Source organism: Fictibacillus aquaticus, assembly GCF_002245695.1.
Classification (GTDB): Bacteria; Bacillota; Bacilli; order Bacillales; family Fictibacillaceae; genus Fictibacillus; species Fictibacillus aquaticus.
On record NZ_NOII01000003.1, the window covers coordinates 355799 to 370898 of the forward strand.

The window sequence follows — 15100 nt, forward strand, 5'->3', positions numbered from 1 at the left end:
TCTTTTGCCAGAGGGCGTTTTTTTACTTTTTGAACGTTTTACTTTAAAATAGTGAGTAAAATCAGTTACATAATGTTACGAGGTGGATTATGGCGAATAAAAAGAAATACACCAAAAAGCCAGCGCAGAAAAAAAGCTCAAACGGCTGGATTTTCTTGGCGGTCGGAATTGTTGCGGCGCTTGCGGCGATCCTTATTTTTTCTGGGGCTTTCGAAGGTAAAAAGGATACAGCAGAAAATGACATCGACTACAGCGGACAGCCGTTTTTAGGTGACGAGAACGCACCTGTTGAGATGATCGAGTTCGGCGATTACAAGTGTCCAGCATGCAAAAACTTTAACGAACAGCTATTTCCGGTCATCGAAAAGGAACTGATCGATACAGGCAAAGTGAAGTTTTATTTCATGAACTACGCGTTTATCAACGTTGATTCTGAACGTTCGGCAAAATTTGCTGAGGCAGTGTACAAAGAACTCGGCAGCGAAACGTTCTGGAAGTTCCACCATAAGCTTTACGAAGAACAGCCGGCAGATCATGGAGCTGAAAAGCAGGATATTTTTACAGAGGACAAGCTGACAAGCATCCTGGCAGGAGTTTCGTCCGAGAGTGATGCCGAAAAAGTAAAGGCGGCATACACAAAGGACGCAGCAGATAAGGCTTTTGAAACGGACAAGGATCTCGTGAGCGAGCTCGGCGTCAAAAGCACCCCGACTCTTTTCGTGGATGGCGAGGAGTTTACTGGAAAGTCGCTTGATGATCTGAAAAAGATGGTAGAAGACGCGGCCAAGGAGAAGAAGTAATGAACAAGCCGTTATTCGCGGCGTGGCTGGCGGCGATTGCCGCCACGCTCGGAAGCCTCTATTTCAGCGAGGTAAAGCAGTTCGTCCCGTGCAATTTATGCTGGTACCAGCGGATCCTCATGTACCCGCTCGCCATCTGGCTCGGCATCGCGGCATACCGCAATGACCGGAGCATCACCACATACGTGCTGCCGGTCTCGGTAATTGGCATGCTCCTGTCCGGCTATCATTATGCACTGCAGAAAGTACCGGCGATGAAAGGCTTCGAGATCTGCACTTCCGGAATCCCATGCTCGGGTCAGTACATCAACTATGCAGGTTTTATCACGATACCTTTTTTGGCTCTCGTTGGTTTTACAGTGATCACGGTGTGCATGATTCTAGCTCGCAGGCACGATTAATAGTTCATAAGGAAAACTCAGCTTACGGGCTGAGTTTTTTGATTTTGATTCACGTTCAATTGCTCTGGCTGAAGCTTTTATCACATTCGCTTGATCATCTTGAATCCATCATTGAAAAAGTTGATCGGAGTGTAAGGTGCCGACTCCAGCGGGACGAGTGGGACAGGTGAGACCCTTTAGGGCGCGAAGCGGCAAAGGGGCTCACCGCCCGCCCCGCGGAAAGCGTGCGCCTGAAACGGAGATCAACCACTCCTCTGAATTCTTTAAAAAAAATGCCTTTTAACAAAACGACTTTAGGTAAAACGCCTACTTTATTCTGGTAATTGTCTAAAGTGGTTGCGGCTTGAATCGTTTTTCTGTAAAATGCTAGAGATGCTTGAATTGAACGACAAAGATTTTACATAAAAAGGAGTGCTGACAATGGGAAAAGTGCATGTATTGGATCACCCGCTTATCCAGCATAAGCTGACACACATCCGTGATGAGAAGACGGGTACGAAGGAGTTCCGCGAGCTAGTGGACGAGGTTGCTGGATTGATGGCGTTTGAGATCACACGTGACCTTCCGCTTGAGGAAGTACTAGTGAAAACACCTGTAGCAGAAGCGAAAATGAACGTAATCGCAGGGAAGAAGCTTGGCCTTGTACCAATCCTTCGTGCTGGCCTTGGAATGGTGGACGGCATCCTTAAAATGGTTCCTGCAGCGAAAGTAGGACACGTCGGCCTATACCGCGACCCAGAAACTTTAACACCTGTGGAATATTACGTGAAGCTTCCATCTGACGTAGAAGAGCGCGACTTTATCGTTATCGACCCGATGCTGGCAACTGGCGGATCAGCTGCAGCAGCGATTGACTCGATCAAAAACCGCGGCGCAAAAAACATTAAACTTATGTGCTTAGTAGCTGCTCCAGAAGGTGTTAAAGTCATCCAGGACGAGCACCCGGACGTGGACATCTACCTTGCAGCACTTGACGAAAAGCTGAACGACCACGGATACATCGTGCCAGGACTTGGCGATGCTGGCGACAGACTGTACGGAACAAAATAAATGGATAATATAAAAACCGGTTCGCAGCCAATTTTATGGCTGCGAACCGGTTTTTCTTATTTGGCATGCTTGAGTTCATTTTCATCAAGAAAGTTTGTCTAAAATAGCTTAAACATGAAGTCAACTTAGCACATTGAAGTGTTCTTGGCTTGTTATGAGCTAGAAAACAGTGCCAGAGAGTCATCTTTTCTGATAAAATTCAAGCCGCCGATAACATATGTGCCATTTTCATCTGTTATGTGCCAAATTTGATACTTATATGCCATTTTCATCTGTTATGTGCCGTTTTCATAGGATTTGTGCCATTCGACATAATTCGCCATTTCTATAGGACAACTAGGCTAATTAGATTTCTGGGGTACGGTACTTTTGGTACCGTACCCCAGAAATTCCAGAAAGTTTCCCGCAATAAGCCCGTCCATAATTCCCGAATGCTTACCCCTGCTCCTCAAACATTATATCAGTCACTTTTCTCGAGTCAGGTTCATGCAGGATGCTTGTCTTAACGATGTGTTTCGTGCCGTTTTTCATGACGTTAAAATTGAAGGAGTCGATGACAGATCCGTCTTGGTTCACGGTGCGTCCGTCGTACGTGTAGTCCTTCACTTGATCGCTATTATATTTTTTCTTTGTTTCTGCCAGGGCGACCTTGCCCCAGAAGAAATAGTCATTCTTGCCGGCAGGCGGAGAGGAGACGTCTGTGCGGAGTTTTTCCTGGTAGTCTCCGGTGTTCATTTTACTCAGTTGTTTCGAGCTTTCTTCGGTCTTTGGCTTATTGGCAGTGCATGCAGTCAGCAGTACTGCGGCACCCAAGATTACGGCTGCTTTTTTTAACATAACTTTGTGCCCCTTCCATAAGTATATAAAGAAGTATTTGCCAAAAATGTTTAGCTTATGAATGGGGTGGAGATGCTTCACAATGTGTACTTTTCACAAAGCAAATAAGCCACAAAATTTCCACAATTTATTTAACAAATCGACCTATATTGCGTTGACATCATTTTGTCACTATTGTATTCTTACAAAGGGAATATGGTAAGGTTTTCATTACAGTGTTGTCAAGGTTTTGACACATGTTATAGTCTTCCATCATTTCCAGAGGAGGGGAGTCCGGAATATGAGCGGGAAACGGCCTTATAAAGCAATGGCTTTGATGACCGGCATTCTTTCTCAGCTTGTCGGATGCATATTGATCGGCCTTTTCGGAGGCAGATGGATCGACTCGTACATAGAAACTGGTTTTCCAATTTTCCTCATTCTAGGGTTGTTTCTTGGACTTGCAACAGGTGTTTACGGAACGATTCGCCTCATCAACAACTTCTCAGAGGACGGGCAGAAATGACAGAATACAGCGCGACTTACGCTAGATATTTTAAATACACGCTGTTTTCGCTCTCTTTTTTTGTCCTCGGATATGCGTTTACAGATTACAAGACCATCTTTTTGGGACTGGCTCTCGGAACGGTGTTCAGCCTCTATAATCTGTGGAACATGTATTCCAAGATCGGCCGTTTTGGACAAGCGGTTGCCTCAGGACAGAAGGTCAAGACACTAGGTTCGCTGGCAAGGCTGGTTACAGCAGGCCTCGCTGTTCTCATCGCTCAGCGGTACCCGGAACATTTTCATTTGTTAAGTGTGGTAGTGGGATTGATGTCAGTCTACATTATCATGTTAATAGATTCACTAACTCGAGCTACTCGAACTTCAAAGGAAAAGAGGTGAACTAAAAGTGGAACATCATGCTCCAATAGAAACGTGGATGGGTTTACAGTTTAACATGTCCAATGTATTAATGATTTTAGTATCATCTGCAATCGTCTTTATTATCGCCGTTCTCGCAACGCGTTCTCTAGCCATGAGGCCAGGCGGAATGCAGAACTTTCTAGAGTGGGTCGTTGATTTCGTAAAAGGGATCATCAACAGCACGATGGACTGGCACACGGGCGGGCGCTTCTTGTCATTAGGGCTTACGCTGTTAATGTACATTTTCGTCTCCAACATGCTTGGACTTCCATTCGCTATCATGTGGGATGGGGAACTTTGGTGGAAATCACCGACAGCTGACCCGACCATTACTCTGACACTTGCGGTTATGGTGGTGGCATTGACTCACTACTATGGCGTTAAGATGAAGGGTGTTAAGGAATACGGCGCTGAATTCTTCAGACCGATGAAGTTTTTATTCCCATTGAAGATCATTGAAGAGTTTGCGAACACGCTAACGCTCGGTCTTCGTCTTTACGGGAACATCTACGCGGGTGAAATCCTGCTAGGGCTTCTTGTCGGAATGTCGCACCAAGGTATTTTCTCAGGCATTCTCGGGTTCTTCCCGATGATCGTTTGGCAAGGCTTCTCAGTCTTCGTCGGTGCGATCCAGGCATTCATCTTTACAATGCTGACCATGGTTTATCTTGCACATAAGGTTAGCCACGATCACTAAGAATCACGTGAACTATCAGTTTCTGTTTAACAGGAGCTAATTTTAATAAAAAAACTCAAGGGAATTGAAGGGAGAAATTTCACAATGGAACATCTTATTGCAGCTGCAATTGCTATCGGTTTGTCAGCACTAGGTGCAGGTATTGGTAACGGTCTTATCGTAGGACGTACAGTTGAGGGGATTGCACGCCAGCCAGAACTTCGCGGTACTCTTCAAACAACAATGTTTATCGGGGTAGCACTAGTTGAAGCCCTTCCGATCATCGGGGTAGTTATCGCGTTCATCGCGCTTGGCTCTAAGTAATTCAACTGAAAAACATTGTTTACTAAAGGATCTATAATCAGGGCGAAGCTTGTTTCATAGATGGAACCTTCGCCTTTCCTTATGTATGACCACTGAAGGGAGGAAAAGCTGTGCAATCCTTAATTTTAGGTGCTGCTACAGGTGGATTAAACACTGGCGACATTCTCGTCCAGTTAGCTGCTTTTTTAGTATTAATGCTATTGCTGCGCAAATACGCATGGGGTCCTCTAATGGGAATCATGAAAGAGCGTCAGCATCATATCAACAACGAAATCTCGGCCGCTGAAACGAGCCGTAAAGAAGCTCAAAACTATTTGGACAACCAAATTCAAGAGCTTAAGAACGCGAAAGAAGAAGCGAAAGCGATTATCGATAACGCGAAAAAGCAAGGTGAAACACAAGGCGAAGCGATTATCGCTGCTGCCCGTACTGAAGCTGAACGCGTAAAAGAATCTGCGATCGCTGACATTGCTTCTGAAAAAGAAAAGGCAGTGGCTGCCCTTCGTGAAGAAGTGGCGTCATTATCCGTTATGATCGCTTCGAAAGTAATTGCAAAAGAACTTGACGGCCAAGCCCAAGAGAAGCTGATTAACGAATACCTTCAAGAGGTAGGCGAGTCTCGATGAGCAAAGACCAGGCTGCAGTGGCAAAACGTTACGCGCTTGCTCTTTTTGAAATCGCTGGGACACAGAACTTGGACAAGACAGCTGAAGAATTGCGCCTTGTAAAAAGCGTGATCAGCTCGAACAAGGATCTGATGAAGGTTCTTGCACATCCAAAGGTATCTGCATCTCAGAAAAAAGAGCTTGTGAAAGACAGCGTTGGAGCTGAGCTTTCAACTCCGGTCATGAACACGCTGTTCTTGCTGGTTGACCGCAACCGTTATTCTCTTATCGGAGAGATGGCTGACCAGTTCATTAACTTGGCAAATGACGCGCAGGGCATCGCAGACGCGAAGGTGTACTCTGTCCGACCGCTTTCCTCAACTGAGACGGCTGAGCTGGAAAAGACGTTTACATCGCGCCTCGGCAAAAAGCTGCGCATTGAAAATATTATCGACCCATCGCTTATCGGCGGTGTGAAAATCCGTATCGGCAACCGTATCTTTGACGGCTCTGTCAGCGGAAAACTTGATCGAATCGAACGTCAATTAGCTTCAGTCCGAAGCTAGAAAGATAGGGGTGAAATTCATGAGCATCAAAGCTGAAGAAATCAGTGCGTTAATTAAAAAGCAGATTGAAAATTATCAATCTGAAATCGAAGTAAACGATGTAGGTACAGTCATCCAGGTTGGTGACGGTATCGCCCGCGCCCATGGATTAGACAACGTTATGGCGGGTGAGCTTGTTGAATTCTCTAACGGTGTTATGGGTATGGCCCAAAACCTTGAAGAAAACAACGTAGGTATCATCATCCTCGGACCATACGCTGAAATCCGTGAAGGAGACGAAGTGAAGCGTACAGGACGCATCATGGAGGTTCCTGTAGGACCTGAACTTCTTGGACGCGTAGTGAACCCGCTTGGTCTTCCACTTGATGGAAAAGGACCAATCGACACGAAGAAAACTCGTCCAATCGAGCAAAAAGCTCCAGGCGTTATGGCTCGTAAATCTGTTCATGAGCCGCTTCAAACAGGTATCAAGGCGATCGACGCTCTTGTTCCAATCGGACGCGGACAGCGTGAATTGATCATCGGTGACCGTCAGACTGGTAAAACAGCTGTCGCGATCGACACGATCCTTAACCAAAAAGATCAAGACATGATCTGTATCTATGTAGCGATCGGACAAAAAGAGTCTACAGTTGCAGGCGTTGTAGAAACACTTCGCCAGCACGGTGCACTTGATTACACGATCGTTGTAACAGCATCCGCTTCACAGCCAGCTCCAATGCTATTCCTTGCTCCTTATGCTGGGGTATCTATGGCAGAAGAGTTCATGTGGGATGGAAAACACGTTCTAATCATCTATGATGATCTTTCTAAGCAGGCAGCTGCTTACCGTGAGCTTTCCCTTCTACTTCGCCGTCCTCCAGGCCGCGAAGCTTACCCAGGGGACGTATTCTACCTTCACTCACGCCTTCTAGAGCGTGCAGCGAAGCTTAGTGACGAGCTTGGCGGAGGATCGATCACAGCGCTTCCGTTCATCGAAACGCAAGCATCTGACGTATCGGCTTACATTCCGACAAACGTTATCTCAATCACTGACGGACAGATCTTCTTGCAGTCTGACCTGTTCTTCTCCGGTGTACGTCCGGCGATCAACGCTGGTATCTCCGTATCTCGTGTAGGGGGAGCAGCACAGATCAAAGCGATGAGCAAAGTATCCGGTACACTTCGTCTGGATCTTGCTTCATACCGTGAGCTTGAAGCGTTCGCTCAGTTCGGTTCTGACCTTGATAAAGCAACTCAAGCTAAGCTTAACCGCGGTGCGCGTACAGTTGAAGTACTTAAGCAAGGACTTCACAAGCCGCTTCGCGTTGAGTACCAGGTTTCTATCCTTTACGCATTGACTCGCGGTTACCTTGATGATGTAGCTGTTGAAGACGTAAGCCGCTTTGAAGAAGCACTTTACGCTCACATGGAAGCGAACAGCAAAGACGTGTTAAACCACCTCAAAACTGTTGGAAAGCTTCCAGAAGACGACAGCCTAGACAACGCGATCAAAGCGTTCAAGAAGACTTTCGCATAAAAATATTTAAAAAACTGTTTTGGTTAGACTGAAAGCTGTGAGGGATAAGTTGGTTTCCGTTTCAGGTGCACGCTTTCCGCGGGGCGGGAGGTGAGCCCCTTCGTCGCACGCGCCATTGAAGGGTCTCACCTTCCCACTCGTCCCGCAGGAGTCGGCACCTTACACTTCAACCAACTTCTCGAGGATGTCTTTAAAACATTAGTTAGCAACAGTCTTGAAGAACAGTGTTGATACAGCAGAGGTGCGCCCCGGGGCTGCACCCTGCACCATTTCTAACGCATGAAGCTGCAAAGCCCGTGCAACCAGCTTTTATAAAATGTAGGACGTTTAAAACGAGGATTTGCAGGCCCGAGTAGTTCGAGGCGCGGAAGGTGCGAGGATCGGAGTTACGAGCGTTAACTTGCACGAAGACTGCGAGTTGCGCCGAGTATTCGCAGGCGCATAGTTACTGCTATGCACCGGAGCACCGACGCAACGAAGAAATACGAAAGGCATGCGAACCGGAGTTTTAAACTACCTATAAAGGTGGTGAATTACGAAGATGGCATTGAGAGATATCAAAGCTAGGATAGATTCAACTAAAAAAACCATGCAGATCACAAAAGCGATGGAGATGGTATCAGCGGCTAAGCTGAACCGTGCTGAGCAGAACGCCCGATCTTTCGGTCCTTACGTGGATAAGATCCAGGAGGTTGTCGGGAGCATCGCTTCAGGCTCAAGCTCTGCGCGCCACTCTATGCTGATCTCAAGGCCGGTTAAGAAAACGGGTTATTTCGTCGTAACGGCGGACCGTGGACTTGCTGGAGCATACAACTCAAACATCCTTCGCCACGTTTACCGTACGATTCAGGAGCGTCACAAGTCAGCTGACGAGTATGCGCTGATCGTTGTTGGTAAAGTAGGCGTGAACTTTTTCAAAAGCCGCAAGATGAACATTCTCGACAGCATCACTGGTGTCGCAGACCAGCCGTCTTTCGCGGATATTAAAGCGATCGCGAGCAAAGCAGTCAGCCTATACGCTGACGGTACGTTTGACGAGCTTTACATGTACTATAACCATTTCGTAAGTGCCATTCAGAACGATCTGACAGAGAAGAAGCTTCTTCCTCTTACAGATCTTAGCTCTGGAAAATCAAAATCTTCTTCGTATGAGTATGAGCCTTCTGAGGACGAGATTCTCGAAGTGCTTCTGCCTCAATATGCAGAAAGCTTGATTTACGGTGCTTTATTGGATGCAAAAGCAGCCGAGCATGCTTCACGTATGACTGCGATGAAGAATGCAACCGACAACGCGAACGAGCTGATCGGCCAGCTGACTCTTTCTTTCAACCGAGAGCGTCAGGCAGCGATCACGCAGGAAATCACGGAAATCGTCGGTGGTGTAGCAGCGCTTGAATAGACGTTCGGCTTAAAGCCGCAGATGTCAAGATAGGAGGGAACCCGATGAATAAAGGCTATATTACTCAGATTCTTGGACCGGTCGTAGACGTTAAGTTCGAAGGCCAGCTTCCAGAACTGCTTAACGCTTTAAAAGTTAGCGCTGAAGGTGTTGACCTTACTTTAGAAGTAGCACTTCACCTTGGCGACAACATGGTGCGTACGATCGCGATGGATTCCACTGACGGTCTTGTACGTGGAATGGATATCGTGGACTCAGGCAAGCCAATCTCTGTACCAGTAGGAAGCGCGACTCTTGGACGCGTATTCAACGTAACTGGTGACCCGATCGACCTTAAAGAGGACGTAGCGGCAGATGTTCGCCGTGACCCGATCCACCGTGCAGCACCTTCATTTGATGAATTAACAACAAAGACTGAGATTCTTGAAACAGGAATCAAGGTAGTTGACCTTATCGCTCCATACGTAAAAGGTGGAAAAATCGGCCTTTTCGGTGGTGCTGGTGTAGGTAAAACAGTTCTTATCCAGGAGCTTATCAACAACATCGCACAAGAGCACGGCGGTATCTCCGTATTCGCAGGTGTTGGTGAGCGTACTCGTGAAGGAAATGACCTTTACCACGAGATGAGCGACTCTGGCGTTATCAGCAAAACAGCGATGGTATTCGGCCAGATGAACGAGCCGCCAGGAGCACGTGCACGTATCGCACTTTCTGGTCTTACAATGGCAGAATACTTCCGTGATGAAGAAGGACAAGACGTTCTATTCTTCGTAGACAACATCTTCCGCTTCACGCAAGCTGGTTCTGAAGTATCCGCCCTTCTTGGACGTATGCCTTCAGCGGTAGGTTACCAGCCTACACTTGCAACTGAGATGGGTCAGCTTCAAGAGCGTATCACATCTACTAAAACAGGTTCTGTAACATCTATCCAGGCGATCTACGTACCTGCGGATGACTACACGGATCCAGCTCCAGCGACTGCGTTCGCTCACTTGGATGCGACAACGAACCTTGAGCGTAAACTGACAGCGATGGGTATCTATCCAGCGGTAGATCCATTGGCTTCAACTTCTCGTGCGCTTTCTCCGGAAATAGTTGGAGAAGAGCACTACAACGTTGCTCGTCAAGTACAGGCAACATTACAGCGCTACAAAGAACTTCAAGATATCATCGCGATCCTTGGTATGGACGAGCTTTCTGAAGATGACAAGCTTGTTGTATCACGTGCGCGCCGTATCCAGTTCTTCTTGTCCCAAAACTTCCACGTTGCGGAACAGTTCACTGGACAAAAAGGTTCATACGTACCTGTTAAAGAAACCGTTCGCGGATTCAAAGAAATCCTTGAAGGCAAATACGATGATCTTCCGGAATCAGCATTCCATCTCGTAGGTTCTATCGAGGACGTTCTTGAAAAAGCAAAAACTTTGGCCTAAAGCCTGAAAGGGGTTCATCTGAATGAAAACCATTCAAGTCAGTGTAGTCACCCCTGATGGTCCTGTGTTTGAAGGAAATGCGAGAATGGTCAGCGCGAAAGCAAAGAGCGGGGAGCTTGGCATCCTGCCAGGACACATTCCCCTCGTTGCTCCTTTAACCATCAGTGCCGTTCGCGTGCATGAAGAAGATGGAAAAACACACTACGTGGCTGTTAGCGGTGGATTTATTGAAGTGCGACCTGAAAAAGTCACGATTCTGGCTGAATCAGCAGAAGCAGCAAGCGAAATCGAAGTAGACCGTGCGAAAGCAGCCAAGGAACGCGCTGAAAAGCGTCTTGCTGGCAGCAAGCAGGAAGACATCGACTTCGCCCGCGCAGAGCTCGCTCTGAAAAAAGCCCTGAACCGTATCGATGTAGCAACACAAAAGTAATAGAAAAAGGATGCCCCGGTTTCGGGGCATCCTTTTTTATGGTTTACGGTCTGGCTTATTACTCGTCCCAGCCATCCGCATAAACACTGACAGCGTACTTGCTGTTCGGCAAATACGTAACCGTAATGTTCTTTCCCTTCAATTCTTTTTCATAAAAGATTTTCTCGATCACGAGCTCGGTAGTATCATACTCCTGTCCTTTTATGTAGATATAGTCCATATATAGCTCCCCATCATCTTCCTCAGAACTGAATTCAGCTTTCTTTGCCTTGCCGCTTACAGTGGGCAGGCTGTTGCTGTCAAATGCCTTTTTATCATCGATCATTCCAGGGATTTGTACAAACATTAATAGAGCCGCGAGAAAAAAAGGTGTTTGAATCAAGCCCCATAAAATTTTGGACACAATCTTATTGGAACGCAACAATGCTCGCAAAAGGTAACATCCGATCAATCCTGCGACTAACCCAACAATCAAAGTAAAGTACAAAATGTTTAATACATAATGGCTTTCGTAGGTGTAAAAACCTACTGTGACGGCTATTGCTGCAATAAATATGAAAATTGCCGCCTTCATCGTCTTTTCCATGAGAGGCTTTTGCTGCTGATTATTTTTCTTTGCAGTTTCAAGTTTCATCGTAACTAATGGCTCCCTTGAAAATTATTCTTTGCTGAATTGAAAGCATTTTTATTAGAAAATTCGTTGTCGAGCTGATAGACATTTCAACTGGCATTTTATATACTTTACATTTTGATGGACTGCTGGCTGTTTAGCAAGCATACAAGTTGGGAAACTTGGAAAGAAGAGCACTTTTTGCACATTTAAAACCTTATATAAGAAAGAGGAAACAGTATGAGTTTTCATGGCCAGACGGTATTGCCGGCTGCGCGCAAGATGAAGGAGTTTGAGAAGCTGCTGAAACTGGATTACGAGTACCTTGTCTGCCTGGATACCCACATCAGCCAGCTGAAGTTTATGCTGCAGATGGCGCGTACGGCTGAAAAGAAGGTGCTTGTGCATCTGGATCTTATCAGCGGGCTGAAAGCAAACGAATACGCAGTTGAGTTTCTCGCACAGGAATTTAAGCCAGCGGGGATCATATCAACGCGGTCGAACTGCATCATTAAAGCAAAAAAGAAAAATATGATCGCGATTCAGCGTTTGTTTTTGCTCGATTCGATCGCGCTTGAAACGAGCTACAAGATCATCGACAGAGCAAAACCTGATTACCTGGAAGTACTGCCGGGAATCATGCCTGAGATCATAAGAGAGGTGAAGGAAGCCACTAATACGCCGGTTATCGCAGGAGGATTAATCCGTACAGAAGAAAACGTGCGGATGGCGATAGAAGCCGGTGCAGAGGCTGTGACCACATCCAATCCGGCTTTATGGATCTGATTTTTTCCTGAACAGCATTTGACAACGTTTTCATTCCTGCTATAATAGGGGACAAGTTCATACATGTGACGGAGAAAATGGAGATCCACAAAAGCGGCCTTTTAAGCAAGAAAGGTTTGTTTTCGTGGATTTCTTTTTTTCGCCTTCATTTATAAAAAATGAAACCGCTTTAAAGGAGGAAGTTTATATGACACCATTTATCGGAGAGATTGTCGGCACGATGCTGCTCATTATTTTTGGGGGCGGAGTTGTCGCCAACGTCAGCTTAAATAAATCAAAAGCGCAGGGCGGAGGCTGGATTGTCGTTGCACTCGCATGGGGACTTGCCGTCTCGATCGGCGTGTATGCTGTAGGAAGCATCAGCGGAGCGCATTTAAATCCTGCCGTAACACTCGGGCTCGCATCGATTGGAGAGTTTCCTTGGAGTGATGTGCCAAGCTATATCGCAGGACAGATGCTTGGAGCGTTTTTAGGAGCAACAGTCGTGTACCTGCATTTCCTGCCGCACTGGAAAGCTACAGAGGACAAAGCCGTAAAGCTCGGCGTATTCTCAACAGACCCGGCCATTCCGCACACGTTTTCAAACGTGCTATCAGAATTTATTGGAACAGCAGTTCTTTTGGTCGGACTTTTATCAATTGGAGCGAATAAATTTACAGAAGGACTTAATCCTTTAATCGTTGGATTTTTCATTGTAGCGATCGGGCTCTCACTTGGCGGAACAACGGGTTATGCTATCAACCCGGCACGTGACCTCGGACCGAGAATCGCACATTTCGTCCTGCCGATTGCTGGCAAGGGCGGATCGAACTGGGGATATTCATGGATTCCGGTAATCGGGCCGATTTTTGGCGGAGTATTTGGAGCACTCTTTTATCAGGCAGTCTTTAAAGGTGAAGTGACAACGATGTTCTGGGGCTGGAGCGCGGCATGTGCCGTATTGCTGCTTGCTGCCATGATGCTTGGAAGAAAAGGCACACATGCTGTAAACCATGGAGATAAGATTAAAAACTAATTGAATTAGAGGAGGAACTAACGCATGGAAAAGAAATATATTATCGCACTAGACCAAGGGACAACAAGCTCAAGGGCAATCTTATTCAATCAAGCTGGAGAGATCGTTGAAATCGCACAAAAAGAATTTCAGCAGCATTTCCCAAAGCCAGGCTGGGTCGAGCATAACGCTGATGAAATCTGGAGCTCAATGCTTGCTGTAATCGCAGATGTTCTTTTAAAAACACAAACGGATGCGAACGAAGTAGCTGGGATCGGGATCACGAACCAGCGTGAGACAACCGTCGTCTGGGACAAGAACACAGGCCGTCCGATTTACAACGCGATCGTTTGGCAGTCGCGCCAGACAGCTGATATTTGTACAGAACTAAAAGACAAAGGCTACAATGATAAGTTCCGTGAGAAAACAGGTTTACTGATCGATGCGTATTTCTCCGGTACGAAGGTAAAATGGATTCTCGACAATGTAGACGGAGCACGCGAGAAGGCGGAAAAAGGCGATCTTCTATTCGGAACGATCGACACATGGCTTGTCTGGAAGCTTTCTGGCGGAGAAGCGCACGTTACTGATTACTCGAATGCGTCACGTACACTCATGTACAACATCTATGACTTGAAGTGGGACGAGGAACTTCTTGAAATCCTTGGCGTGCCATCGTCCATGCTGCCTGAAGTAAAATCTTCATCTGAAGTTTACGCACACACAATAAACCATCATTTCTTCGGCGAGAACATCCCGATCGCGGGTATTGCAGGAGACCAGCAAGCGGCATTGTTCGGCCAGGCTTGCTATGAAAAGGGTATGGCGAAAAACACATACGGCACTGGGTGCTTCATGCTCATGAATACGGGCGATAAGGCAGTTCCATCTGAGCACGGTCTGCTTACAACGATTGCTTGGGGAATCGACGGCAAGGTGGAATATGCGTTGGAAGGAAGTATTTTCGTAGCAGGATCTGCGATTCAATGGCTTCGCGATGGAATGCGCATGCTGAAGGATTCTGCCGACAGCCAGAAATATGCGGAAAAAGTGGATTCTACAGATGGTGTATACGTAGTGCCCGCATTTGTCGGACTTGGAACGCCGTATTGGGATTCAGACGCACGCGGTGCTGTGTTTGGAATCACGCGCGGAACGGATAAGGAGCACTTTATTCGTGCGACGCTTGAGTCACTTGCATACCAGACAAAGGATGTACTGGCTGCAATGGAAGCCGATTCCGGCATCAAGCTTAAAAAGCTCCGCGTCGACGGCGGTGCTGTAAAGAACGATTTCCTCATGCAGTTCCAGGCAGACATCCTGAACACGCCAGTCGAGCGTCCGAAAATCAACGAAACGACAGCTCTTGGTGCGGCATATTTAGCTGGATTAGCGGTTGGATTCTGGAAAGACCGCAGCGAGATCGCGGAAAAATGGAAGGTAGACCGCGACTTCGATGTGGAGATGAAGGAAGAAGAGCGCGAAGACCTTTATGATGGCTGGAAAAACGCTGTTACAGCAACTCGTGCGTTCAAGCGTAAACGCTAACCACTTGCTTTTTTGAAGAAATAGGTTATACTTTACTCAAGTTCATATTGACCGGTTGGAGACTTGGAGAGGCCACAAACCCTGCTTAACATGTTTAAGCAGGCGGTTTGTGGCCTCTTTTTTGCGTTGAATAGCATTCAAAAGGGTATATATGCTTTATAGTCCCCTGACCGGCCGTTTAATTATAGAAGCAAATGCATAACTTATAAGCAGATA

18 protein-coding genes are annotated in these 15100 nt (G+C 46.7%); 16 read left to right on the forward strand and 2 right to left on the reverse strand.

Annotated features, from left to right (window positions below; genetic code table 11):
* Positions 1–89 precede the first annotated feature (89 nt).
* The 3 genes from CGZ90_RS12195 (at position 90) to upp (ending at position 2251) form a co-directional block, all read left to right on the forward strand.
* Positions 90–800: a DsbA family protein gene (locus CGZ90_RS12195; RefSeq protein WP_094252778.1), complete on the forward strand. Its 711-nt coding sequence runs from the start codon at positions 90–92 to the stop codon at positions 798–800.
* Positions 800–1201 carry a disulfide oxidoreductase gene (locus tag CGZ90_RS12200; RefSeq protein ID WP_094252779.1) on the forward strand — a complete coding sequence of 134 codons (402 nt, stop codon included), beginning with the start codon at positions 800–802 and terminating at the stop codon, positions 1199–1201. Before CGZ90_RS12195 ends, CGZ90_RS12200 begins: the two co-directional genes overlap by 1 nt.
* A 420-nt stretch (positions 1202–1621) precedes the next feature.
* Positions 1622–2251, forward strand: coding sequence for a uracil phosphoribosyltransferase (upp, locus tag CGZ90_RS12205; protein WP_094252780.1), 630 nt, complete (start codon positions 1622–1624; stop codon positions 2249–2251).
* A 435-nt stretch (positions 2252–2686) separates the two neighbouring features.
* Here upp and CGZ90_RS12210 read toward each other — a convergent pair whose 3' ends face one another.
* Positions 2687–3088 carry a DUF3889 domain-containing protein gene (locus tag CGZ90_RS12210; protein WP_094252781.1) on the reverse strand — a complete coding sequence of 134 codons (402 nt, stop codon included), beginning with the start codon at positions 3086–3088 and terminating at the stop codon, positions 2687–2689.
* A gap of 280 nt (positions 3089–3368) precedes the next feature.
* On the opposite strand from CGZ90_RS12210, the gene CGZ90_RS12215 reads away from it, so the two are divergent.
* From CGZ90_RS12215 to CGZ90_RS12260, 10 genes are all read left to right on the forward strand, one after another.
* Positions 3369–3593 (forward strand): AtpZ/AtpI family protein, encoded by a 225-nt coding sequence (locus CGZ90_RS12215; RefSeq protein WP_094252782.1) that lies wholly within the window; start codon positions 3369–3371, stop codon positions 3591–3593.
* Positions 3590–3973: an ATP synthase subunit I gene (locus CGZ90_RS12220; RefSeq protein WP_094252783.1), complete on the forward strand. Its 384-nt coding sequence runs from the start codon at positions 3590–3592 to the stop codon at positions 3971–3973. The genes CGZ90_RS12215 and CGZ90_RS12220 overlap by 4 nt, the downstream gene beginning before the upstream one ends.
* 7 nt (positions 3974–3980) lie before the next feature.
* Complete coding sequence (atpB, locus tag CGZ90_RS12225) at positions 3981–4691, forward strand: F0F1 ATP synthase subunit A (protein WP_094252784.1); 711 nt, start codon at positions 3981–3983, stop codon at positions 4689–4691.
* 84 nt (positions 4692–4775) lie between these two features.
* Complete coding sequence (gene atpE / locus CGZ90_RS12230) at positions 4776–4994, forward strand: F0F1 ATP synthase subunit C (RefSeq protein ID WP_094252785.1); 219 nt, start codon at positions 4776–4778, stop codon at positions 4992–4994.
* A gap of 110 nt (positions 4995–5104) precedes the next feature.
* Positions 5105–5620: a F0F1 ATP synthase subunit B gene (gene atpF / locus CGZ90_RS12235; RefSeq protein WP_094252786.1), complete on the forward strand. Its 516-nt coding sequence runs from the start codon at positions 5105–5107 to the stop codon at positions 5618–5620.
* Entirely contained in the window at positions 5617–6165 is a 549-nt protein-coding gene (locus CGZ90_RS12240) for a F0F1 ATP synthase subunit delta (RefSeq protein WP_094252787.1), read from the forward strand. Before atpF ends, CGZ90_RS12240 begins: the two co-directional genes overlap by 4 nt.
* Before the next feature lie 19 nt (positions 6166–6184).
* The gene (gene atpA, locus CGZ90_RS12245) at positions 6185–7684 is read left to right on the forward strand and encodes a F0F1 ATP synthase subunit alpha (protein WP_094252788.1); all 1500 of its coding nucleotides are present in this window, start codon (positions 6185–6187) and stop codon (positions 7682–7684) included.
* 541 nt (positions 7685–8225) lie between these two features.
* Entirely contained in the window at positions 8226–9083 is an 858-nt protein-coding gene (atpG, locus tag CGZ90_RS12250; protein WP_094252789.1) for an ATP synthase F1 subunit gamma, read from the forward strand.
* A 44-nt stretch (positions 9084–9127) separates the two neighbouring features.
* Positions 9128–10516 carry a F0F1 ATP synthase subunit beta gene (atpD, locus tag CGZ90_RS12255; protein ID WP_094252790.1) on the forward strand — a complete coding sequence of 463 codons (1389 nt, stop codon included), beginning with the start codon at positions 9128–9130 and terminating at the stop codon, positions 10514–10516.
* Positions 10517–10538: 22 nt separating this feature from the next.
* Positions 10539–10946 (forward strand): F0F1 ATP synthase subunit epsilon, encoded by a 408-nt coding sequence (locus tag CGZ90_RS12260; RefSeq protein WP_094252791.1) that lies wholly within the window; start codon positions 10539–10541, stop codon positions 10944–10946.
* Positions 10947–11004: 58 nt separating this feature from the next.
* On the opposite strand, the gene CGZ90_RS12265 is transcribed toward CGZ90_RS12260, so the two are convergent.
* Positions 11005–11580, reverse strand: coding sequence for a hypothetical protein (locus CGZ90_RS12265; protein WP_094252792.1), 576 nt, complete (start codon positions 11578–11580; stop codon positions 11005–11007).
* Between the two features lie 216 nt (positions 11581–11796).
* Between CGZ90_RS12265 and CGZ90_RS12270 the strand changes: the two genes are divergently transcribed.
* From CGZ90_RS12270 to glpK, 3 genes are all read left to right on the forward strand, one after another.
* On the forward strand, positions 11797–12342 hold the full coding sequence (locus CGZ90_RS12270; RefSeq protein ID WP_094252793.1) for a glycerol-3-phosphate responsive antiterminator: 546 nt from the start codon (positions 11797–11799) through the stop codon (positions 12340–12342).
* A gap of 187 nt (positions 12343–12529) precedes the next feature.
* Entirely contained in the window at positions 12530–13357 is an 828-nt protein-coding gene (locus CGZ90_RS12275; RefSeq protein WP_094252794.1) for an MIP/aquaporin family protein, read from the forward strand.
* 24 nt (positions 13358–13381) lie between these two features.
* Positions 13382–14884: a glycerol kinase GlpK gene (glpK, locus tag CGZ90_RS12280; protein ID WP_094252795.1), complete on the forward strand. Its 1503-nt coding sequence runs from the start codon at positions 13382–13384 to the stop codon at positions 14882–14884.
* The last annotated feature ends 216 nt before the right edge of the window (positions 14885–15100 follow it).

Excerpts from the sequence above, each read along its gene's own strand:
- CGZ90_RS12195 (WP_094252778.1), top strand. The coding sequence starts at position 90 with ATGGCGAATAAAAAGAAATACACCAAAAAGCCAGCGCAGAAAAAAAGC.
- CGZ90_RS12200 (WP_094252779.1), top strand. The coding sequence starts at position 800 with ATGAACAAGCCGTTATTCGCGGCGTGGCTGGCGGCGATTGCCGCCACG.
- upp (WP_094252780.1), top strand. The coding sequence starts at position 1,622 with ATGGGAAAAGTGCATGTATTGGATCACCCGCTTATCCAGCATAAGCTG.
- CGZ90_RS12210 (WP_094252781.1), bottom strand. The coding sequence starts at position 3,088 with ATGTTAAAAAAAGCAGCCGTAATCTTGGGTGCCGCAGTACTGCTGACT.
- CGZ90_RS12215 (WP_094252782.1), top strand. The coding sequence starts at position 3,369 with ATGAGCGGGAAACGGCCTTATAAAGCAATGGCTTTGATGACCGGCATT.
- CGZ90_RS12220 (WP_094252783.1), top strand. The coding sequence starts at position 3,590 with ATGACAGAATACAGCGCGACTTACGCTAGATATTTTAAATACACGCTG.
- atpE (WP_094252785.1), top strand. The coding sequence starts at position 4,776 with ATGGAACATCTTATTGCAGCTGCAATTGCTATCGGTTTGTCAGCACTA.
- CGZ90_RS12240 (WP_094252787.1), top strand. The coding sequence starts at position 5,617 with ATGAGCAAAGACCAGGCTGCAGTGGCAAAACGTTACGCGCTTGCTCTT.
- atpA (WP_094252788.1), top strand. The coding sequence starts at position 6,185 with ATGAGCATCAAAGCTGAAGAAATCAGTGCGTTAATTAAAAAGCAGATT.
- atpG (WP_094252789.1), top strand. The coding sequence starts at position 8,226 with ATGGCATTGAGAGATATCAAAGCTAGGATAGATTCAACTAAAAAAACC.
- atpD (WP_094252790.1), top strand. The coding sequence starts at position 9,128 with ATGAATAAAGGCTATATTACTCAGATTCTTGGACCGGTCGTAGACGTT.
- CGZ90_RS12260 (WP_094252791.1), top strand. The coding sequence starts at position 10,539 with ATGAAAACCATTCAAGTCAGTGTAGTCACCCCTGATGGTCCTGTGTTT.
- CGZ90_RS12265 (WP_094252792.1), bottom strand. The coding sequence starts at position 11,580 with ATGAAACTTGAAACTGCAAAGAAAAATAATCAGCAGCAAAAGCCTCTC.
- CGZ90_RS12270 (WP_094252793.1), top strand. The coding sequence starts at position 11,797 with ATGAGTTTTCATGGCCAGACGGTATTGCCGGCTGCGCGCAAGATGAAG.
- CGZ90_RS12275 (WP_094252794.1), top strand. The coding sequence starts at position 12,530 with ATGACACCATTTATCGGAGAGATTGTCGGCACGATGCTGCTCATTATT.
- glpK (WP_094252795.1), top strand. The coding sequence starts at position 13,382 with ATGGAAAAGAAATATATTATCGCACTAGACCAAGGGACAACAAGCTCA.